Source organism: Paenibacillus sp. AK002 (assembly GCF_053903045.1).
Map to the genome: position 1 here is coordinate 4,038,986 of NZ_CP096377.1, position 21,584 is coordinate 4,060,569.

General features: G+C 52.8%; 16 protein-coding genes and 3 riboswitches. Of the genes, 7 read left to right on the top strand and 9 right to left on the bottom strand.

From position 1 onward, the window contains the following. Window positions 1-7: 7 nt before the first annotated feature. The 6 genes from M1D70_RS17745 to M1D70_RS17770 all read right to left on the bottom strand — a co-directional run bounded on the left by M1D70_RS17745 (window position 8) and on the right by M1D70_RS17770 (window position 9,542). Window positions 8-1,795 carry an ABC transporter substrate-binding protein gene (locus M1D70_RS17745; protein WP_456287518.1) on the bottom strand — a complete coding sequence of 596 codons (1,788 nt, stop codon included), beginning with the start codon at window positions 1,793-1,795 and terminating at the stop codon, window positions 8-10. Between the two features lie 180 nt (window positions 1,796-1,975). After that, window positions 1,976-3,262, bottom strand: coding sequence for a histidine--tRNA ligase (locus tag M1D70_RS17750; protein WP_456287519.1), 1,287 nt, complete (start codon window positions 3,260-3,262; stop codon window positions 1,976-1,978). Between the two features lie 253 nt (window positions 3,263-3,515). Further along, on the bottom strand, window positions 3,516-5,585 hold the full coding sequence (locus tag M1D70_RS17755) for a catalase (RefSeq protein ID WP_456287520.1): 2,070 nt from the start codon (window positions 5,583-5,585) through the stop codon (window positions 3,516-3,518). Window positions 5,586-5,835: 250 nt separating this feature from the next. Then, window positions 5,836-6,696, bottom strand: coding sequence for an RNA polymerase sigma-70 factor (locus M1D70_RS17760; protein ID WP_456287521.1), 861 nt, complete (start codon window positions 6,694-6,696; stop codon window positions 5,836-5,838). Window positions 6,697-6,734: 38 nt separating this feature from the next. Then, window positions 6,735-7,922, bottom strand: coding sequence for an NAD(P)/FAD-dependent oxidoreductase (locus M1D70_RS17765; protein WP_456287522.1), 1,188 nt, complete (start codon window positions 7,920-7,922; stop codon window positions 6,735-6,737). 171 nt (window positions 7,923-8,093) lie between these two features. Beyond that, window positions 8,094-9,542 (bottom strand): aminotransferase-like domain-containing protein, encoded by a 1,449-nt coding sequence (locus tag M1D70_RS17770; RefSeq protein ID WP_456287523.1) that lies wholly within the window; start codon window positions 9,540-9,542, stop codon window positions 8,094-8,096. A gap of 101 nt (window positions 9,543-9,643) precedes the next feature. Between M1D70_RS17770 and M1D70_RS17775 the strand changes: the two genes are divergently transcribed. After that, window positions 9,644-10,561 (top strand): DMT family transporter, encoded by a 918-nt coding sequence (locus tag M1D70_RS17775; RefSeq protein ID WP_096774153.1) that lies wholly within the window; start codon window positions 9,644-9,646, stop codon window positions 10,559-10,561. A gap of 112 nt (window positions 10,562-10,673) precedes the next feature. On the opposite strand, the gene gcvH is transcribed toward M1D70_RS17775, so the two are convergent. Then, complete coding sequence (gcvH, locus tag M1D70_RS17780; protein WP_456287524.1) at window positions 10,674-11,063, bottom strand: glycine cleavage system protein GcvH; 390 nt, start codon at window positions 11,061-11,063, stop codon at window positions 10,674-10,676. A 169-nt stretch (window positions 11,064-11,232) separates the two neighbouring features. After that, a riboswitch (glycine riboswitch) is annotated at window positions 11,233-11,355 on the bottom strand. A gap of 185 nt (window positions 11,356-11,540) precedes the next feature. After that, a riboswitch (glycine riboswitch) is annotated at window positions 11,541-11,641 on the top strand. Window positions 11,642-11,644: 3 nt separating this feature from the next. Next, a riboswitch (glycine riboswitch) is annotated at window positions 11,645-11,750 on the top strand. 107 nt (window positions 11,751-11,857) lie between these two features. On the opposite strand from gcvH, the gene gcvT reads away from it, so the two are divergent. The 3 genes from gcvT to gcvPB are packed head-to-tail and all read left to right on the top strand — an operon-like array spanning window position 11,858 to window position 15,770. After that, the gene (gene gcvT / locus M1D70_RS17785) at window positions 11,858-12,970 is read left to right on the top strand and encodes a glycine cleavage system aminomethyltransferase GcvT (protein ID WP_456287525.1); all 1,113 of its coding nucleotides are present in this window, start codon (window positions 11,858-11,860) and stop codon (window positions 12,968-12,970) included. Then, window positions 12,967-14,316 carry an aminomethyl-transferring glycine dehydrogenase subunit GcvPA gene (gcvPA, locus tag M1D70_RS17790; RefSeq protein WP_456287526.1) on the top strand — a complete coding sequence of 450 codons (1,350 nt, stop codon included), beginning with the start codon at window positions 12,967-12,969 and terminating at the stop codon, window positions 14,314-14,316. The genes gcvT and gcvPA overlap by 4 nt, the downstream gene beginning before the upstream one ends. Beyond that, complete coding sequence (gene gcvPB / locus M1D70_RS17795) at window positions 14,313-15,770, top strand: aminomethyl-transferring glycine dehydrogenase subunit GcvPB (RefSeq protein ID WP_456287527.1); 1,458 nt, start codon at window positions 14,313-14,315, stop codon at window positions 15,768-15,770. Before gcvPA ends, gcvPB begins: the two co-directional genes overlap by 4 nt. A 361-nt stretch (window positions 15,771-16,131) precedes the next feature. On the opposite strand, the gene M1D70_RS17800 is transcribed toward gcvPB, so the two are convergent. Beyond that, complete coding sequence (locus M1D70_RS17800) at window positions 16,132-17,778, bottom strand: DUF4901 domain-containing protein (protein WP_456287528.1); 1,647 nt, start codon at window positions 17,776-17,778, stop codon at window positions 16,132-16,134. Between the two features lie 119 nt (window positions 17,779-17,897). Here M1D70_RS17800 and M1D70_RS17805 point away from each other — a divergent pair, with 119 nt between their 5' ends. Continuing rightward, a complete protein-coding gene (locus M1D70_RS17805) occupies window positions 17,898-18,680 on the top strand; it encodes an arylamine N-acetyltransferase family protein (protein WP_456287529.1) in 783 nt (260 codons plus the stop codon). Window positions 18,681-18,722: 42 nt separating this feature from the next. On the opposite strand, the gene M1D70_RS17810 is transcribed toward M1D70_RS17805, so the two are convergent. After that, entirely contained in the window at window positions 18,723-19,202 is a 480-nt protein-coding gene (locus M1D70_RS17810; RefSeq protein ID WP_015735860.1) for a nucleoside deaminase, read from the bottom strand. 221 nt (window positions 19,203-19,423) lie between these two features. On the opposite strand from M1D70_RS17810, the gene M1D70_RS17815 reads away from it, so the two are divergent. Together M1D70_RS17815 and M1D70_RS17820 are read left to right on the top strand one after the other, a co-directional pair. Then, complete coding sequence (locus M1D70_RS17815; RefSeq protein ID WP_009593751.1) at window positions 19,424-19,792, top strand: hypothetical protein; 369 nt, start codon at window positions 19,424-19,426, stop codon at window positions 19,790-19,792. A 62-nt stretch (window positions 19,793-19,854) separates the two neighbouring features. Beyond that, the gene (locus M1D70_RS17820) at window positions 19,855-21,561 is read left to right on the top strand and encodes an ABC transporter ATP-binding protein (protein WP_456287530.1); all 1,707 of its coding nucleotides are present in this window, start codon (window positions 19,855-19,857) and stop codon (window positions 21,559-21,561) included. Window positions 21,562-21,584 lie beyond the last annotated feature (23 nt).

Below are 21,584 nucleotides of genomic sequence, written 5' to 3' on the forward strand. Positions count from 1 at the left end.
ACGGGAATCACGCCCGCCAGATCTGCTTAAAATCCAGCCATCCTAGATTATTAATGACAACTCCCTTGTATGAAGGATGTAAACTTGCGAAGAATTTCGTATGAATCAGGAATGATACATGCGCTTCCTCCCGCAGCCTCTCCTCAATGTTCGATAAGATGCTCAACCGCTCCTCGCACCGTTCGCTGGCAAGCGCGTCATCGATGCATTCTTTTACCCAATCCTGCAGGGACGGATCCAGGAACTCTTTGACAATGCTGCCCTCCTGCTCGTAATTCTCGATGATGCATACTTCTTCGCCCGGAAGAACTAAGCCGTGCAAAATGCAGTCCATACTGTTCACCACGTCGGGGTGCAGCATGGTATCCATACGTATCTCCCGGATCATCAATGAAATCCCAACGGAAGCACACTGATTCTGGATCCATTCGGCATCCTTGATATGATTGGCCAGCGTTGCCATGATGACGGGGGAACCGTCGTAACCCGACTGTCTCAGCAGCGACTTGGCGAACTCGGGATCATAACGGTCTTTGCGGTAAGGCGCTTGTTCATCCATAATGAACCCTCTGGCCGGATAAAGACGATTGTCGCCCAGCTTCCGGATCATCTCCGAACGGTTCAGGATCAGATTGAATGCGCGGCGAAATTCGACGGATTGAAACGGCCCCTGTTTTTTCATATTCCATGTAATCAACGTCGTGCAGCCTTCGGAGGATTCTATGATATCCACAGCATGATTGTCGCCGCCATGACCGAATTGCTCCGAATCCTGCAGCAGCCGCTCCCAACTGACGTTGCAGTGCTCGGCATCTTCCGGCATCATAATGATTTGGATGCTGTCCAAATGCGGCCGCCCTTGATAATAGTGGGCATTCGCGTGAATGGTCAGCCTTTCCTCGGTCCATTCCTCCACCTGAAAAGGCCCCGTTCCGACAGGAAGCCTCCAGAACTGTTCTTCATCGTGAATCAGCAGATGTTTAGGCAGGATGGACATGCATATGGAACTGAGAAACCGGATAAAAATCCGATTCGGCTTATTCAGGATAAATCGGACCTCGCGGGGCGACACCGCCTCTACGCTGTGCAGTTCACGCACGATCCAAGCATTCCGTCGATCTTGACCCAAGCGCTCCACCGTGAATTTTACGTCCTCGGCCGTTAATTCCTTGCCGTCATGGAACAGAATCCCTTTACGAAGATGAAACGTCCAGCTCGTTCCATCCTCGCTGCTCTCCCAATGATGCGCAATCACAGGCATGTATTGATCCTTTGCTTTATCGTATACCACCAATCGATCGAATATTTGCTGGATCATATGAGCTTGAAAACTGTAATAGCACTCGGCGGGGTCCAAGGTTTCGATCAGCCGATATACCGGCAGCCGCAGCGAATCCCTGGCTTCTTCCTCCCCTTCCTTCATCTCCTTGCAAAAGCCAAAATGCCCGTTCATCCACTCCACGTAGGAGTCGTTGGTCCGAATGCCTTGTCCGTAGGTACGAAGCAGCTCAAAGGCTTGCTTGTATTCCCCTTTTTCCGCGAGCTGCTGTGCCGCTTCCTGAAGCAGCTCTGCTTGATCCGCTTGAAAGGTCAGCTTGGACCGGTTTCCTCGCCCGCGTCCGGCTTTCCATAGAATCCAGCCCTTCTCTTCGAGCTTGCGCAAAACGAGCTTCGCGTTGCGCGTCGTGCAATAAAGCGTGTCGGCAATCTGCTCAAGCGTCACTTCCGTTGCGGTATGGACTGGAGCGTTAACAGCAAGCTTCCGGTGCAGCATGAAAAATTGTTCGTACAGCATTGCGATCCGCTCCCCCCTTGGTAAAATCCAATACGTTTATTCTACTTGGAGATCGTTTCGAGCGCGAGTACCTTTTCGGTAGAAATCCATTATATTCAAAAAAGAACGGCTCTATTCGCCCTAAACCGTTAGCCTTAAACCGCACATCCTTATTACATAACAGAAGCCCTTCGTTTCATATCAAGCCATCAAGTTCCGGCTTATGAACTCCTCCGCTTCCTTTAATTTTAATGTAAGCTCCATGCCGTCGGACATGTTCTTCAACCGAAGCACGCCAGCCGCCGCTTCATCTTCGCCGATCAGAATGGCATAAGGGATGCCTTCGGCCGAAACGGAGGCTAAGGTCTTTTTCAATTTGCGCCGCAAGGTAGCCAATCGGGTACGAATCCCGCGATTCCGAAGTGCCGCAGCAGCCATCAATCCTTCCGGGACAGCATCTCCTATCGGGATGACCACAACGTGTGGCCTGTTCGTTTCAACCACCCGGTCCCGAAGCATCTCCATGATGGATTCCATGCCGAACGAAAGCCCTACCGTCGGATATGCCATATCTTCCCGTCCAACAAGCTGCCCGATGATCGCGTCATATCTGCCGCCTCCGCCCAGACTTGAACGAAAAGCATGGGACGCGTCGTAAATTTCGTAAACGGTTCCCGTGTAAAACGACAAGCCCCGGGAAAGAAACGGATCAAATACGCAGACGTCCTGCAAACCGACACGCTGCAGCAGGCTTTGCAGGATTTGAACTTCGCGCGCGCCCCGCCCCGGCTCCAGGTTGTATGTTCTGGTAATTTGCTCAAACGTCGGTTCCTTGAGATCTACGAAGCTCAGGATACGGCGACTAATCTCCGGATCAATCACCTTATCCGCGAGCTCTTTCCGAACCCCTTCCCTCCCGATCTTGTCCAGCTTATCCAGTGTCAGCATGACGGACGAACTTAGGTTGGCCGGTACACCCATAGCTCCCAGGAGTTCACCCAGAAAGCCACGATTGTTCCACCTGAGGACGATCGGAATTTCAAGTCTTCGGAACACCTCGGCTGCGAGCTGCATCAGCTCCACTTCTGCTTCCGGACCCGCAACCCCCACCACATCGACGTCGCACTGCAGAAACTCCCGCAATCTGCCCCTTTTGACCGGGCCGTCCCGAAATACCTTCCCCAATTCATATCGCTTGAATGGCTGACTGATGCCAGGGTTCAGCGCGATCACCTTGGCGAACGGTATCGTCAGGTCGTAGCGCAGCCCCAGCTGTCGGGCTCCCTGATCCGTCAGCTGATACATCTCCTTGAGTATTTCTTCTCCTCCAGCGTACTTGGAAGACAGCAGTTCCAATTCATTCAGGATGGTTGACTCCATCTCCGCGTAATCGTAACATTCAAACACTTCGCGAAGCGTCGATTGCACCGTTCTCCTTACAGCCTGTTCCTGTCCAAAATAATCATATGTCCCTTTTACGTTCTGCATCGCTGCTCATCCTTTCGTCCCGAGAAAATAAAAAACGCGCCGGACCTCATGGTCCCGCGCGCTTGGTATGCGGCAGGGAGGCCAACGCGAACAGCGTTAGCCCGCCCTGTAGAATTACAGGCGTGCTAACGCTGCTTGTGATGATGAAGTTGATTCGATTTGATGCTGTTCATGTCATAATCCCCTTCACTTTAAGCCACTGATTAAGGGGAATTATAGCGCAGCTGATCTATATATTCAAGGGCAATTCCTCTTAGATGGTTCGGGACCAATGGCGATGGGCCGCAATCGCATCAATGAAGGCTTGTCCGAACAGCTTCGAATCCTCATTCTCTTGAGCGACCACGATCCCTTCACCGCTCGCCGCCGGAAGCAGATTCATGCCTTCGGCGATGGCCGCGATCGGTTTGAAATGCTGATAAGCTTCCTTGATGAAGTCCAGCACCTTCTGCTCCGTCAGGAGCTCTGACACGCTTAGCGCCCCGCCCGCGACAAGCACCGCGTCGAATAACACCGAATCCGCCCCCAGGAGTGAATGTTTCACTTCCAGTTCTCCGCCGGATTTGCCTGTAATGACGCCAAGCTTCGGGCTAACCACTTCGGTGATGATGCCGGCTTGCTGAAGCTGCGCAAGCACGAACGGAAGCTCGTCCGTAAATCCATTGCCTGCAAGCACAGCCACCTTTCGCGTTAACGGGAGCTTCACGGTGTTCATCATGCTGAGAGCCGGAGAGGAGTCTTTGGAAGCGGAGCCGCTGGTTTGGGGAGGAATGGTTCCTAACCCTTCCGAAATTCTTGTCGCGAGTTCGCTGTCCACATTTGCAAACAGGTCGACGATCTGCTGGCGGATTTCCTTCCGCTGCACTTTGCCAAGCTCGAACTGGAATGCGGATACGATATGCTGCTTCTCCACCTCGGACATGCTGTTCCAGAACAAAGCCGCCTGGCTGAAGTGATCCTTGAAGCTGTCGCTTCGCGCTTGAACTTTGCGACCCTCCACCTTCTCGGTATAATGCTCGTAGCCGCCTCTCTCGGCTGGAACGGGCTTGGGCGTGTTGCCCGCAATGCCGTTCTTATGATAGCTGACCGGCCCCTTATTGATGGTCATGCGGTGCATTCCGTCCCGTTGGTTGTTATGAACCGGCGCAATCGGACGATTAATCGGAATTTCATGGAAATTCGGCCCGCCCAGACGGGACAGCTGCGTATCGGTATAGGAGAACAGACGTCCCTGCAGCAGCGGATCATTGGTAAAATCGATGCCGGGCACGACATGGCCCGGATGGAATGCAATCTGTTCCGTCTCCGCAAAGAAATTATCCGTATTGCGATTAAGCGTCATTTTTCCGATGATTCTGACCGGAATGATCTCTTCCGGCCATATCTTCGTCGGATCGAGGATATCAAAATCAAAATTGAATTCCTCATCCTCCCCGATCATTTGAACGCCAAATTCGAATTCCGGATAGTTCCCCGTGTCGATGGCATCCCATAGATCGCGGCGGTTAAAGTCGGGATCCTTTCCTGCCAGCTTCTGCGTTTCGTCCCACACGAGAGAATGAGTGCCCAGCACGGGCTTCCAGTGGAATTTCACAAAATGCGCCTTTCCTTCCTCGTTCACAAAACGGAAGGTATGCACGCCGAAGCCCTCCATCATTCGGAAGCTTCGCGGAAGCGAACGGTCGGACATCGCCCACATCACCATGTGCGCGCTTTCCGTGTTGTTAGCTACAAAATCCCAGAACGTATCGTGAGCGGACTGCGCCTGCGGTATCTCGTTATGAGGCTCAGGCTTTACCGCGTGAACGAAATCGGGAAACTTCATCGCATCCTGTACGAAGAATACAGGCATGTTGTTGCCAACGAGATCATAGTTGCCCTCTTCCGTATAAAATTTAGTTGCGAAACCCCGCACGTCCCGCACGGTGTCGGCTGAGCCCCTGGAGCCCGCCACCGTCGAGAACCGGACAAATACGGGCGTCACGACGGAAGGATCCTGCAGGAATTTGGCTTTGGTATAATCTTTCATCGATTCATATAACTGAAAATAACCATGGGCTCCAAAACCGCGGGCATGCACAATGCGCTCAGGAATTCGCTCATGGTCGAAATGCGTCATTTTCTCTCTGAAATGGAAGTCCTCCATTAACGTCGGACCGCGTTCGCCAGCCTTAAGCGAATGCTCATCCTCAGAGACCGTAAGTCCCTGGTTCGTGGTCAAGCTCTTACCATCATTGTCTACCGTAAATTGTTCCAGCTGTTGGTCCTTGCTCGTCTTGTTGTTGCTGTTGTTGACATTCGAATTGGAATTTGAATTGTCCATGATCGGAACCTCCTGGTATGTAGTAGATGAGTCTCTGACGAGTGTTTCCCTTGGTAACAGATCCGCTTGCGAACCCGTCATCTAATTACCCTGCAATATGGAATACGAATCCAGTTTCATGCGACCTTCATAAAAAGCTCATGCAATCGAGCTGCAGGCTTAGCGCCGGGACATTCAACGTCTTTCCCTTGCCAATAAAAAAAGCAGCCTCCCTCTTCAGAGGTCGGCCGCAATGTAAAACTGTAATGGCTTAAATCCCTGTCAGTTTATCCGGATTTCTCACGATATAGATATCCTGCAGCAATCCATTCCGGATATTGAAGAAAACGACGCCCGTTACGTTCCCGGCTTGCCGGAAAACAACCCCGGTTTGATGGTTCAATTCCCTGACCTCGATCTCCGGCGCAACACCATCCTCCAGCTGTGCTTGGCGCAGAATGCCGCTAAGAAAACGGGCAACCCGCTCCCGGGTTTCGACCGGCCTTGTCGCGGCGATCACTTTACCGCCGCCGTCGGACAGAAGGACGGCATCGTCCGCCAGCAGGGACAGGACATGTTCGGCGTTTCCCTCGGACAGGGCCGTGAAGAATCGGTTTACCCATTCCTCCTCGACGGACCCTACGCCAATCAGGTCCTCCTCCGTGATCCCCATTTTTCCTCTTGCCCTGCTCATGAGCTTGCGGCAGTTGGCCTCGGTTTTATCGATCAGCCCGGCGATTTCCGGGTAATCGAATCCCAGCGCTTCCCGCAGGACGAATACGGCCCGCTCCGAGGGAGACAGCCGTTCGAGCAGAACCAGCATGGCATAAGAGAGCAGCTCTTGGTTCTCGACGGTCTCATAGGTCTCGCTGTAGGATTCCGGAATCGGCTCGGGAAGCCAAGGACCGAAATACTGCTCTCTCCGATTTCTGGCTGACTTGATCTCGTCGAGACAGCGATTCGTCACCATTTTGCACAAATAGGCTTTGGGCTCCCGCATTTGTTTGATGGGAAGGCTTTGGACCTTCACGAACACATCCTGTACCGCATCCTCTGCATCCGTAACCGTTCCGGTCATTTGATACGCCAGATGAAACAGAAGACCCTTATACTGTTCATACAGCTCTAACATACCGTCTTTTCATCCTTTCAAGCTGGATTGTCCCTTATCTAACGAACCATGCTGGAATAATTCCACATGAACGTTTTGACCTTGTAAGCCAGCTTTCCTGTGATCATCAGATCCATTCCCCAGGCACGTGACCACACCAGGCCGTGTCCGGGTCCCAATCCAACCGTATACCCTTCATTTACGCTCCTGTGCTTGGCGGCTGGGGTTCCGGTTACATCCGCCTGCACGATGCCGCCAAGCCGCGCCGCTTGCGGAATCGCTTCCTTGCATGTCATCCGGTCTGCGGCACCGCTTACGGAATCGACCACATGCGCGCAATCGCCAATGCCGTATACTCCCGGCGCATCCTTGACACGGTAGCTTTCATCCACAACGATCTGCCCGTCCGCCGTCACGGGCAGCCCCAGGCTAAGCAGGGCGGGATTCGGAGCCAGACCAAGCGTCCACACCGTAAGGCCGACAGGGATAGGAGCTCCTTCAAGAAAATGAAGCTGCCCCTGTTCCTCCTTTAGCGCTCTTCTCCCCTGATGAAGGACTATGCCAAGCTCGGTTAGATATCGTTCAAGCCGTTTCCCTACTTTGGCAGGCCCTTCGAGGAACAAGCGATCCTGAGCATTGAACAGATGCACCCGAATATGTGCCGGGTCTAAACGGAGCTTACCCGCCTCAGCCCGCATCGCGTGAATCAGCTCGGCCGACGTCTCGATTCCGGTAATGCCTGCACCGGCAACGGCAATGCTCATCAACCGCTGCTTCTCTTGCGCATCCGTTTCTGCTGCCGCCAGCCTAAGATTAGACTGCCAGCGTTCCCGGATACGTTCCGCCGCTTCCATGCCTGTCAGCGATATGCCGCCTTGTTCCGGTGCTGCCTGGCGCACGACGCTTCCAATCGCCATCACAAGGACATCATACTCCATCCTATGCCCCTGCCCTCTGCCGTCTTCCAAGTTCAGCAGCTTGCTCTCCTTGTCAATGTTAGTCACGCTGCCCTGTATGAAGCGGGTGCCTTCCGGCATGACCTGTTCCCACGGGACGGTTATGCTATCCCCGCTTACGGCAGGGCGGAATAAAAGCACTTTCCGCACATGGGCGGACCCTTGATCGATAAGGAACAATCGCAGCTTTCTTCCGTTCAGCCCTTTCTGGCAGCCTTTATGAATGGCTTTGAGGGCATGTATGCCGGCAAAGCCTCCACCTACGACAACGCATGTGAAATCCTTTATCAAAACAACCCATCTCCTTTGGTTTATGCGATTTGCACATAACACGAGAATGGGGCTGTTTTTGTGACATGACTGCCAACCTTTTTAGGGAAACTGACTGCTCTTCATCAGCAAGCCCCATAAAAACTCTCTTTGATGTCCGATTCATCCTTGAAATCATGCCAATATGTTGCGCTAATCCTGCTTCACACGGTCCGATATCTCAACGAGGCGACGTATTCCCTCATCCAGCTGAACTTCGCTGATATAAGAGTAGCTGAGCCTGATCCACGATTCCATCCGATCCAGCGGATCGCATATCCGCCCAGGAACAAACGCTACCGATTCCGCCAAGCATTGCTGCAATAACGCATCCACGTTGATCGTTTCCGGCAGCCGTATCCATAGATTCAAGCCGCCTCCCGGGCTGCTCCAGCTCCAATCCGTAGCCGCCAGCAGGTTCTCCATCCTCGTTTTTCGAAGCTCCAGCGCAATCCGAAGCTTGGCCACATGCTCCTGCAGCCTGCTGGAGAAGAAATAATGCTGAAAGATCTTTTGCGTCAACAAGGGCGTACCGTTGTCCGAAAGAGCCTTGACCGGTACGATTACCTTCATCAGCTCCGGACGAGCGGCCAGGACCGATATCCGCAGGCCAGGGGCAACATATTTGCTGAAGCTTCGAATATGAATGACGTAGCCCTCGGTATCGTAATAAAAAAAGGGCAGCGGCGGCGGATCTCCAAAATAAATGTCGTGATAAACCTCATCCTCCACCAGAATGCATTCATATCGTTCGGCTAGTTCAACCAGCGCCTTGCGCTGCGTTATCGGTACCGTATATCCTGTCGGGTTTTGAAACGTCGGGTTCATGTAGAACAGCTTCGGCTTCTCCGTCCGCATCATATATTCGATATGTTCCAGGTCGTATCCTTGCGGCGTAATCTCGATGGGGAGCAGATTGACATTTTGCTGAACAAAAACATCAATCGCCGGGCTGTATGTCGGCCGTTCGATCAATACAGCATCTCCGCTTTTGACGAGCGAACGCGAAATCAGATCAATCGCTTGCTGGGATCCCGTCGTAATCAGCAGTTCTTCCGGATGAACCGCTATGCCCTGCTTCTCCATGAAATACCGGGCCATTTCCTCGCGCAGCTCCAAATCTCCGGACACCGAAGAATAAGTGCTCAATACCTTCGGATACATGTCAAACACTTGTTTGACGTGATTGGACAAGAATGCATTCGGCAGCAGCGCAGGATCGATCAGCGCTTCCGACATCTGGTAATCGACCTGATGCCTGTGGATGTCGGACAAGCGGCTGCGATTGACGTACAGCGATCTGGCCTGATATTCCCAAGGCGGGCTGAATGCAAGGGATTCCGCCGAAACGTCTTCTGCCTTACCTGCCACATAATACCCTGATTTATATTTAACTTCCACGATGCCATCCTCTAGGAGCTGCTGATAAGCCTTCAATACCGTTAATCGATGAACCTTCAAACGCTCCGCCATAACCCTAACCGACGGCAGCTTGTCAGACTCCTTCCACTCCCCTGTTGCAATGCCCTTCGTAACGGTATCGTAAACCAGCTGCTGCAATGTTCCTTTTCCTGCCTTTTCATCCATCATCGAAAGCTTCATCCGTTCTTTCCCCCTGATCTATTTGCAGGCGAATCTGTTCTAGCAGACCCGAATCTGTTCTATTAACTACCTATTATAGTATAGAAAAAGGAGGATGCAGCATGATTATTTTTAACTACTTATTAATGTGCGCCATTTTCAGTACCACGTTTCTCGCGATTAAAATCGGCGTGGAGGCTGGGCTGCCGCCATTCCTCTCGGCGGGGCTTCGATTTCTTCTGGCGGGCGCCTTCATCTTCCTATGGATGATATTGCAGCGCAAGGCAAAACCGAGCCTGCTCCTGCGTAAGGAATTCCTTCTGATCGGGATGACCAGCACGTTTCTGACGTTTGCGACGCTGTATTGGGCCGAGCAGCATGTAGCTTCTGGCATTGCCGCCATACTGTCGGCTACGGGCCCCATGATGATCCTGATGATTCAATCCGTTGTCATGCGGAAAAAAGCCCGGCGCAGCGATTACTGGGGCTGCGCGGTCGGATTTGCGGGCGTGTGCGTGCTCATCATGCCCAAGCTGGCGATTGGGAGCGACCTCATCTGGATTCTGAGCTGCATGGTCATCCTTATAGGCGAAATCGGTTATAGCGTGGGCTCGCTTGCTACCCGCAAACTGTCCTTTGACATGCCGGATATCTCGCCGATTACGATCAATGCGGTGCAGATGATGCATGGGGGCTTGGCTTTATTGCTTCTATCCTTGTTCAGTGAACGCGGGCAATGGACTGGGCTGACAACGATGCCTGCCATAGGATCCGTCTTATATTTGACAATCGTCGGCTCGATGCTGGGCCATAGCCTGTATGCCTGGCTGCTAAAAGCGACGAATGCCTTTTTCCCGTCCACCTGGCTCTTCGTGTCGCCGATCATCGCACTGGGACTCGGTGCATTTCTGTACGGCGAAACGATTTCACTTTATTCGGTCCTAGGCAGTTTGTTCATTATCGGCGGGATTCTGATCGTGAATCTGCCCGAGCTCCGGACACGTTTCATGTCGCGCCGCATGGCATCAAGCTCAGGATAAAGCGTGGCATGGTTCCTCGAATGAATGGACAAATGGAAACGGCTGCGACCCGTAATTCTCGTTACGTGTCGCAGCCGTTATGCTATGTGATGCTATTGTTATGTTACGATTCCTAATCCACTTTGGCACGATAAGCATCCGCGGTCAGCAGTTTGCCTAGTGCTTCGGCCAGATCACCTTCCACCTCTACCTCCATAATCCATCCGCCTTCGTACGGCTCTCCGTTCACAAGCTCAGGCTGGTCTTCCAAGGAGGTATTCACTTTCGTAATGGTTCCGGAAACAGGGGAATACAGCTCCGAAACGGTTTTGACCGACTCAATGGTGCCAATGCTATCGCCTACGGAAACCGCAGCGCCCGTCTCGGGAAGCTCTACGAATACGATATCGCCCAGCTGGCACTGCGCATGATCGGAAATACCGACGCGCACCACATTTCCATCAACCCTCAATGCCCATTCATGATCGTCGCTGTACACCAAATTCTCTCTGATTTCGCTCATTTTCGAATACTCCTCTTTTCTTAAAAAATGAAATTAAGGTGAATGAAAAAAAGGACGCGAAAAAAGGCTTTCGCCTTCTCTCTGTCCTCGGTACCTGAGAGTTTGTGATCGGCCGCCTCTTAACGGTTCGATCTTTCCCCTTGGGTGGCTTGCGCACTCTCCAGAGCTGCGTCGGATGGCGGTTCGTTTACCTGAGAGATTACTCGTCAGCCCGGCAGGCATAACGGTTTGCTCCTTCGGTGCCGCACGGGTTATCTCCAACTCGTTAGCGGTCTCTCCCATCCATCGTCATTCGCATATTCGGTTGGCTTATTCTCCCACAGAATAAAACAGGGACGAGTCGATGTCAAGATTTCTAACAAAAATTTTAAACATGATCCTATTTTTGATGAAATAAAGGTTGACACTTTATGGAGAGACACGTTTATAATAATCACAAGAACGTAGGAAGATGACAACTCAATATGTTTCACGCGGATGATGGTATTGGGAGAGATTACCGACAGACTGACAGGTAGCGCCGAAGGAGTAAGCCGGATCACGGTGAATCTCTCAGGCAAAAGGACCTTTACCGGACGCACCTCTGGAGAGAATTCTGAATAAGGAATCACCCACGGGGAAACTCACACACGCTTGACACAATACTAACATGACATGTGGGGTAACTCTCAGGTACAAAGGACAGAGCAGAAGGATTACGCAACGAGCGGGCTTTTTGGGCACGGCTTGTTATCCTTCTGTCTGTCCTTTTTTGGTGTTTCCCGATTGACCATGCCAATTAAAGAGGTGAAGAGATGAGTTCATTACAACGTACACCGCTTTACCCGCTTTATTCCGATTTTCCTTCTACTCGCTGCATCGATTTCGGCGGCTGGGAATTGCCCGTGCAATTTTCCGGCATCGTGCAAGAACATGAAGCCGTGCGCAAGCACGCCGGCCTGTTCGACGTCTCCCACATGGGTGAATTTATGATCAGCGGACAAGACGCCCAAGCTTTCATCCAGAACATGACCACGAATGACGTCACCCGAATTTCGGTCGGTCAGGCCCAGTATACGCTAATGTGTGATGACAACGGCGGTACGGTCGATGACCTGCTTGTGTATAAACTGTCGTCGGATCGATTCATGCTGGTTGTGAACGCATCCAACATCGATAAGGATCTTCAGTGGCTTCATGAACACGTCACAGGTGATGTCGCCATCCGGAACGTATCCGCGGAGACGGCACTGATTGCACTCCAAGGACCTGCCGCCGAGAACATCTTGTCGAAGGCAACCTCGGAGACGCTCGGCGATCTCCCCTCCTTCCATTTTATCCAGAACGCGCAAGTATGCGGCCATGCCGCCTTGCTTTCACGGACCGGTTATACCGGTGAAGACGGCTTTGAAATCTATTGCTCCGCCGGGGATGCGCCGGATATCTGGAGAGGCCTGTTAACCACAGGGGAAGACCATGGACTCATTCCGGCCGGACTTGGTGCACGCGATACGCTCCGCTTCGAGGCGAAACTGCCATTGTACGGGCAGGAGCTTTCGAGCACGATCTCACCTCTTGAAGCCAGCCTCGGTTATTTCGTGAAGCTGGACAGCGGCGATTTCATCGGACGGGAAGCGCTTCAGCAGCAGAAACAAGACGGTGTGCGGCGTAAGCTGGTTGGCATTGAGCTGATTGATCGCGGTATCCCGCGGTCCCATTACCCTGTATTCAACGGCAATGGTGAACCGATCGGTGAAGTGACCAGCGGTACTCAATCTCCCTCGCTCAAGCGAAATCTTGGATTGGCTTTGATCGAAACCCCTTATGCAAGCTTGGATTCCGAGGTATGGGTCGAGATTCGCGGTAAGAAATTAAAAGCCAAAGTGGTTAAGACACCATTCTATAAAAGAGGAGCTGCCTTATCATGAAGCATCGTTACTTGCCAATGACAGATCAAGATCAGGCCGACATGCTTGCCGCCGTCGGAGCAGAGACCATCGAAGACCTGTTTGCCGATATCCCTAAATCCGTCCGATACAACGGCGTCCTCCCGATGTCGAAACGGCTGGGTGAGCCGGAGCTGCTGAAGCATACGCGCCGCTTGGCGGACCGCAATGCCGATTTCGACCGGTATACCAGCTTTCTCGGAGCCGGATTGTATGACCACCACATTCCCGTCGTCCTCAATCATGTGATTTCCCGTTCCGAATTTTATACGGCTTACACGCCCTACCAACCGGAGATCAGCCAAGGCGAGCTGCAAGCGATCTTTGAATTTCAATCTTATATCTGCGAATTGACCGGCATGAAAGTAGCCAATGCCAGCATGTATGACGGTTCCACGGCACTGGCTGAAGCAGCGGCGCTTGCCAGCGGGGCAACTAAACGAAAGAAAATCGTTATTTCCCGAGCCGTTCACCCGGAAGCCCGCGAGATCGTTCTGACTTCGGCCCACGGCCTCGATCTGGAAGTCGTTGAAGTCGGCATCGTTAACGGCGTTACCGACCCGGATGCGCTCGCCGCTGCCGTTACGGATGACACGGCAGCCGTGCTTCTGCAATCGCCGAACTTCTTCGGCTGCATTGAGGACGTGAGATCGATCGAGCCCTTGGTTCATGATCAAAAAGCATTGCTCGTGCTGAGCGTAAACCCGCTGTCGCTTGGGCTGCTCGAATCCCCTGGCGTGCTTGGGGCCGACATCGTTGTCGGTGATGCCCAGCCGCTCGGCATTCCCGCCTCCCTCGGCGGGCCGACCTGCGGATTCTTTGCGGTATCCGAGCCGCTGATGCGCCGCATTCCCGGCCGGATCGTGGGTCAAACCGTCGATAAGGACGGCAAACGCGGCTTTGTGCTGACGCTGCAGGCAAGGGAACAGCATATTCGCCGGGAAAAAGCAACGTCGAACATCTGCTCGAACCAGGCGCTGCTCGCGCTGTGTGCCTCCGTTTATATGTCTACGATGGGTAAAGCCGGCATGCAGGAGGCAGCGCTTCTGAACGTGCGCAAATCCCATTACGCTGCCGACCTTGTCGCCAAGGGCTCCTTGTCCCTCCCATTCAGCTCTCCGTTCTTCAATGAATTCGTAGTGAAGCTGCCGGATGGAACCAACGTGAAGGAGATCAACTCGAAGCTGCTGGAGGCCGGTTATATCGGCGGTTATGATCTTGGCTCTACGTACCCTGAGCTTCATGGATGCATGCTGATCGCCGTGACCGAACGGCGGACGAAGGAAGAAATCGACCAGTTTATTGGTGAATTGGAGGCGATTGTATGAAACCGGAAAAAGCCTTGATATTTGAACTCAGCAAGCCCGGCCGCGTCGCCTATTCCCTGCCCGAATGCGACGTACCGGAAACCGACGCCGCTTCATTCATACCGGAGAGCCTGCTGCGCAGCAAACCGGCCGAACTGCCGGAGGTATACGAAGTGGATGTCATCCGTCATTATACCGAGCTGTCGCGACGGAATTTCGGCATCGATAACGGTTTCTATCCGCTCGGGTCATGCACGATGAAATACAACCCGAAGATCAACGAGGACGTTGCCCGTTTTGCCGGTTTTGCCAAGATTCATCCGTACCAGCCTGAGGAAAGCATTCAGGGCGCACTGGAGCTGCTGTTTACTCTGCAGAACGACCTGGCGGCATTGACCGGCATGGATCAAGTAACGCTGCAGCCGGCTGCGGGTGCCCATGGCGAATGGACGGGGCTGATGCTGATTCGCGCCTACCATGAGAGCCGCGGCGAGAAACGCACCAAGGTCATCGTACCCGACTCCTCTCACGGCACGAACCCGGCCAGCGCAACGGTAGCCGGTTACGACACGATCACGATTAAATCCAATGAGCGGGGCATGGTGGATCTGGATGCCCTCCGCGCCGTCGTTGGTGAGGATACGGCGGCCCTGATGCTGACGAACCCGAGCACGCTTGGCCTGTTTGAGGAGCAGATCGTGGAAATTGCGGAAATCGTGCACGACGCCGGCGGTCTGCTGTACTACGACGGAGCCAATTCCAACGCCATCATGGGAATTACCCGACCAGGCGACATGGGCTTTGACGTGGTCCATCTCAACCTGCACAAAACGATGAGCACACCCCATGGCGGAGGCGGTCCCGGCGCAGGCCCTGTCGGCGTGAAAAGCCTGCTGATCCCGTTCCTGCCGAAACCGATCGTGTCCAAGCGCGATGACGGCACCTTCTATTGGGATTACGACCGTCCCCAGTCGATCGGCCGCGTGAAGGCGTTCTATGGCAACTTCGGCATCTTGGTTCGTGCCTATGCGTATATTCGCACCTATGGACCGGAAGGACTTCGCCGCGTGTCCGAGCTCGCCGTGCTGAATGCCAACTACATGATGCATCGTCTGGCTCCTTATTACGAAGTAGCCTACCCGGGCTTATGCAAGCACGAATTCGTGCTGTCCGGCAGAAAGCTGAAGGAGTACGGTGTGCGAACCCTGGACGTTGCCAAGCGGCTGCTCGATTTCGGATATCATCCGCCAACCATCTATTTTCCGCTTAACGTGGAGGAATGCATTATGATCGAGCCGACCGAAACGGAGAGCAAAGAAACGCTGGACGGTTTCATCGACACGATGATCCAGATCGCAAAAGAAGCCGAATCTACGCCGGACGTTGTCATTAACGCCCCTTACACCACGGTTGTGAAGCGACTCGACGAAACGACGGCCGCGCGCAAGCCGGTATTAAACTGCACCTGCGGGTAGCGCAGGAGTTGATCCGTTATAATCGCTTAACAGCTATCGACATGCTTTCCCAGTAGGCAGACCGCATACAGCGGCTGTTTTCTTGCAAGCTAAAGATGTGGTACGTCTCTGAAATTCATGCTCTCTAATCTCTTAAGAAAAGGTGTCCCTCACCGTAGTAGCGGCTGTAGGGACACCCTTTTTATGTTGCATAATATTAGCTTAATACATCCGTTGGATCTCAGACACAGCAGCAGCCCACTTGCCCTCATATGATGCTCTGACACCCTAGGGACTTGCGCTGGCCCTGTGCATCTATCTCAATAAACCTACTGTCATTCCTGGTACTACCCATGCCAACGATTCAGCATCGCTCAATGGCTCATAATTTGGACCATATCAATTCTCCGCTAACGGCATCAATAAATTCCAAAAGATACTCTGATACGCTTACTCCTGTTTTTGCTCGTCTCTTATACACGGGATCATAGATTAACCGGTAGTGGGCCGTGCCGTCGTCACCATCCATATACCACCTGAGCGACACATCCAGCTGTTCCGCATATCGTGCGAGCGCCGATGACGCAGAAACCGCAGCCTTAAACCCGCAAGCCTCCAGCTCACGGATTTTCTCATAAGACACACTGCGGTACAAAAGCACTTCTCCCGTAATCGTGCTTACGCAAATATTTACACGCTCCAGACGTACCCGGTATTGATCGATATATAGCGGCAAGTGGAAGAATTCCCGATCCCGCGGCTCAGCTTCGCCCTCATCCCCCTCTTGCTCACTGTCCGTTATCCCGGCCTCCAAATCCCATTTCACTTCCAACCGCAAATACTTGGCGTATGACGGAAAAAATCTTCGCAAGAATAGCTCTGCTCGTTCCCAGCATTGCTCTCGAGTAAGCACCGCCTCTCCACCGGAGCTTTCCGGTTTATAATGGTACGCCTCTAAGCTGCCAGTGGCCTTATCTATATGTATCATGTAAGCTGCCTGAAGATTGCGAAGCGTTTTTCCCCACCGCCGTTCAAAATATCGGTCCACCGATAACGGATCGGTCGCCGATTGATCCGCTTCATCCTGGTTCATATCGCTTTTGTCAAAGTACAATAAAATCAGGTTTTGATCGTCCCCCCTAGGCTTATCCAGAACATACCGCTCCGTATCAATGCCCAGCTGGGCCTCCCAGAACGGAATTAAATCTGAATCTTCATCTGAGCTTGAATGTTCGGTTCCGGTCCTTGATGGGAGAACAGGCTTAACGGGATAGACGTTATCTAAATTACCGGGATCCGCAGGCGTGATTGGAACAGTCGGCGGCAGCAAATCATGCTGCAGGTTATGTAAGGGTTCACCCGTAACGGCATCGATCTTACGACGCCCCTGAATCGGTTCATAAACCAGCCGATGCTGATCTTCTTCCCCCTCCATGTCATATATAGAGGGATACAGTGTGGTTATGATGGGCTGCATCTCCATATCTTGAAGGATCCTTTGCTTCGCAGCCTCCGCACTAACGAGCCTGTCCGGCCAAACCGGCAGCTCCATTCCCGGGAATTCTTCCGCCTTGTAAAGCACGATATTGAAATCGGCGTCAAGGCGGATCTCACAACCGGAGCGCGGCAGCGGCAATCCGCCGGTTTCTGCCCTAAACTCAATCTCAACATAGTTTCGTTTGATCTCTGATCGAATCCAGGTAAGCGCTGCATAATTCGGATGATGCCGGATCATGAAGGTTTTAGCTATGTCCGCTGCCTGCTCTGTGGTGCGTCCTGCCTCTATCGCGCTTCCCCATATTGTGTCATCACGTTCTTGATCGATTTGAAGCCTCATCAGCTGACCGGTCTCCAGGCTTAATGAAACCTCAATTCGGCTGTTCTCGGAATGAGGGTCCTCCCAAATAAACGTTCTCTCTTTTTCATCGAACCCCTTAGGGGTGTTATCCTCCATAACAAGTTCATAATGCTCAGGTATGAAGGTGATCGTTCCTGCAGCTGCCCGGAGTGCCTGGACATCCATGGTCATATACCGCTTCGCCTCCTTTTCCTTCTCTATTAGAAAGCTCTATTTTATGATATAAAGTATATAATTATATACGGCTTACTTCTACCAAGCTGACAATTTACGAAAGATGCGGTGATCGAATGAGTAACCCGACACATGGCCTGGATGTTAACCGGTATCTTGACCGTATTGGATATACGGGCCCGATTGTGAACAGCGCTTATATGCTCGCCAGACTGCAGGAGCAGCATGTGCATACCGTCCCCTATGAAAATCTCGATATCCTTGACCGAATTCCGCTTTCCCTGGATGTTCCCCATCTCTACGATAAAATCGTCACCCGCCATCGCGGCGGCTACTGCTTCGAGCTCAATGCGTTGTTTGGCTGGCTGCTGCAGGAACTGGGCTTTCAGGTCACTCATTACTTCGGTCGCTTCTGGCGGGATGAGACCGATACGCCTGCTAAGCGGCGGCACCATATCCTGCAGGTGGATATCGAAGAGCAGCGATATATTGCCGACGTCGGAGTGGGTGGCGCCGGACCTCGCCACCCTTTGGAGCTGGTAGATGGCCTGGAGCAAACCCAGGGGAACGAAACCTATCGGCTGGTTCAGACCGAGGCTTATGGCTGGATGCTCGAGGAGTGGAAAAAAGATGCCTGGGATCCGGTCTTCTCTTTTACGGAAGAACCTAACTTACCGAAAGATTTCATCACCACCTCCTTCTGGTGCGAGCATGCCCCCGATTCGCCGTTTAATAAAACGGCCCGGGTATCCATACGTACCGCTGAAGGCAGAAACACCGTGGATGACGACGAGTTCAGAATCTACAAGTCCGGCGGCGTCCACACCTTTAAACCGGGAAATCCACAGGAATATGCCGAAGCGCTTCATACTTATTTCGGTATCCCTATCGATAAATAACAATAAACCGGGCTTCCCTAGCAGGGAGCCCGGTTTTTACGATTAATATTCAATTTTGCGCTCCGCAGAGCTCCACGCTTGGAATGGCAGCAAATAATCCGCTGTCCGAACCTGCTTCATGGGGATGGAACGCTGATCCATCGGCATGGCGATTTCATCGTATATGAAATGATCATCAAACCCGATCTCGGCCGCATCCTGCTTCGTGCTTGCATAATAAACGGCATCGGGCCTTGACCAGTAGATAGCCCCCAGACACATCGGACAGGGTTCGCAGCTGGTATAGATCGTGCAACCTTTCAATTGAAAATCCTCTAAATGCAGGCAGGCTTCCCGTATGGCTTGCACCTCGGCATGAGCGGTAGGGTCGTTCAGCGCAGTAACCAAATTCCGGCCCCTGCCGATCACTTGACCATCCTTAACCACAATCGCCCCAAAAGGACCTCCTTCCACGTGCTGAACGTTTCGATGGGCTTCTGCAATCGCCTGATGCATCCAGTACTCATGATTATGATCACTCATTATGTACAGCTCCCTTCCCATGTTCATCCCGATCCCGGCGTGCGTAATCAAACCATCCTGATCAACCGGGCGGCTAACTCTCATCATAGCATATCTTCTTACGATCTCCTTCATTTTCCAATCTTTTCACTAAAATGGATTGACGAACTGTATACAAACGTATACAATCACGAGTAATGGTATACAAACGTATACATTTGATGTTGAAGGAGGTTGGTTACATGCGACAAGAGGAACCAAATACGCCGGGCCAGAGTCGGTCGGAGCATCGCGACCGGGACAGCGACCGGGACAGCGACCGGGGCAGTCACCGGCACGGCGGACGGCACGGAAGACGGCGCGAGGAAGGTCATGGCGGCAGGGAAGGCGGGAAGATGGCGCAAACGTTCCGCCGGGGGCGTGCGCTCTCTTTCCTGGACAACCTGGTTGTGAAGCGGGAGACCCTGAAGAAACAGGTCAATGATCCGGACCTGCAAGCCATTCGGGACGTGGTCAGCGGAGAGCTGAAAGCGGTGGACCAGATCATTCAGGAGTACATTCAGGCTTTTGAATTGTATGATACGAGGCAGTCTCAGGACGGCCAGCAATAATGGCCCAGGCCATTCATAAACCAATAACCATGACAGAGGTAGGACTTGGAGCGTGATGATTTTTGATTAGAAAGTTTTTTTCATACTATCGGCCCTATAAGGGACTGTTTGTTCTGGATTTTACGTGCGCCGTCATTGCGGGACTGCTGGAGCTTGCTTTCCCGCTTGCCGTCAGCAAATTCATCGACGAGCTGCTGCCGAGCCAGGATTGGCCGCTTATCCTGATTGCCTGCATCGTCCTGCTGTCCATCTATGCGCTAAATACCGCGCTGCAGTATATCGTGACGTATTGGGGACATATGCTCGGCATCAACATCGAGACGGACATGCGGGAGAAAATGTTCTCCCACATACAGAAGTTATCCTTCCGCTTTTTTGATAACAACAAAACCGGCCACCTGATGGGCCGTATCACGAACGATCTTAACGACGTCGGCGAAGTGGCCCACCATGGCCCGGAAGACGTGTTCATCGCCGTCATGACGCTGCTCGGTTCCTTCTCCTTGATGGCCTACATCAACCTGGAGCTTGCGCTGCTGACCTTTATCATCGTGCCGCTGATGGCATGGCTGATCATCAAGTTCGGCGGCAGAATGACCACGACTTATCGTCAATTGTTCCGAAACGTGGGGAATTTCAATGCCCGCATCGAAGACAATGTCGGCGGCATCCGCGTGGTTCAATCGTTTGCGAACGAAGAGCATGAGAATAAGCTGTTTCAGGAAGAGAACAAGCAGTTCCGCGCCACCAAGCTGCTGGCTTATAAAACGATGGCAAAAAGCACGTCCGTCAGCTATATGCTGATGCGTTTGATCACGGTCTTCGTGATGATCTGCGGCGCATGGTTCTTCATTCAAGGCAAAATCGAGATGGGCGAATTCATGGCATTCCTGCTGCTCTCCAACATCTTCTTCCGTCCGATCGAGAAGATCAACGCGGTCATTGAGAGTTATCCCAAAGGCATTGCCGGCTTTAAACGCTACCTGGAAATCATGGATACCGAGCCGGAGATCGCCGATGTGCCTGATGCCGTATCCCTTTCATCGGTACGGGGAGATATCCGCTTCGAAGGCGTAACCTTCGGGTACGAGCCTTCCCGAACGATACTGAATAACATTTCCCTTGCGATCCGTGCCGGAGAAACGGTTGCGTTCGTCGGGCCGTCCGGTGCTGGAAAGACCACGATCTGCAGCCTTCTCCCCCGTTTCTATGACGTGGATCAGGGTGCGATCACGGTGGACGGGATCGACATCCGGAATATCAAATTGCAAAACCTGCGCAAGCATATCGGTATCGTGCAGCAGGATGTGTTCCTGTTCTCCGGCACGATCCGGGACAATATCGCCTACGGCGACTTGAATGCAACCGACCATCAAATCTGGGAAGCCGCACGGCGCGCTTCGCTGGATGAACTGATCCGAAGCCTGCCGGACGGCATGGAGACGGTCATCGGAGAACGCGGGGTTAAGCTGTCCGGCGGCCAGAAGCAGCGTCTGTCCATTGCGAGAATGTTCTTGAAGAATCCGCCGATCTTGATTCTGGACGAAGCCACCTCGGCACTGGACACGGAGACGGAAGCGCAAATCCAGAAGTCCTTGGCCGAGCTGTCCGTCGGCAGAACAACGCTAGTGATCGCTCACCGACTGACCACCATTCAGAGCGCGGACCGAATTATCGTCGTCAATTCGGAAGGCATTGCCGAGCAGGGTACGCATCAGGAATTGATTCACTCCGGCGGTGCGTACAGCAGGCTTCACCAAGTTCACTAATGAAGCCGATGAATGGTTTGGTT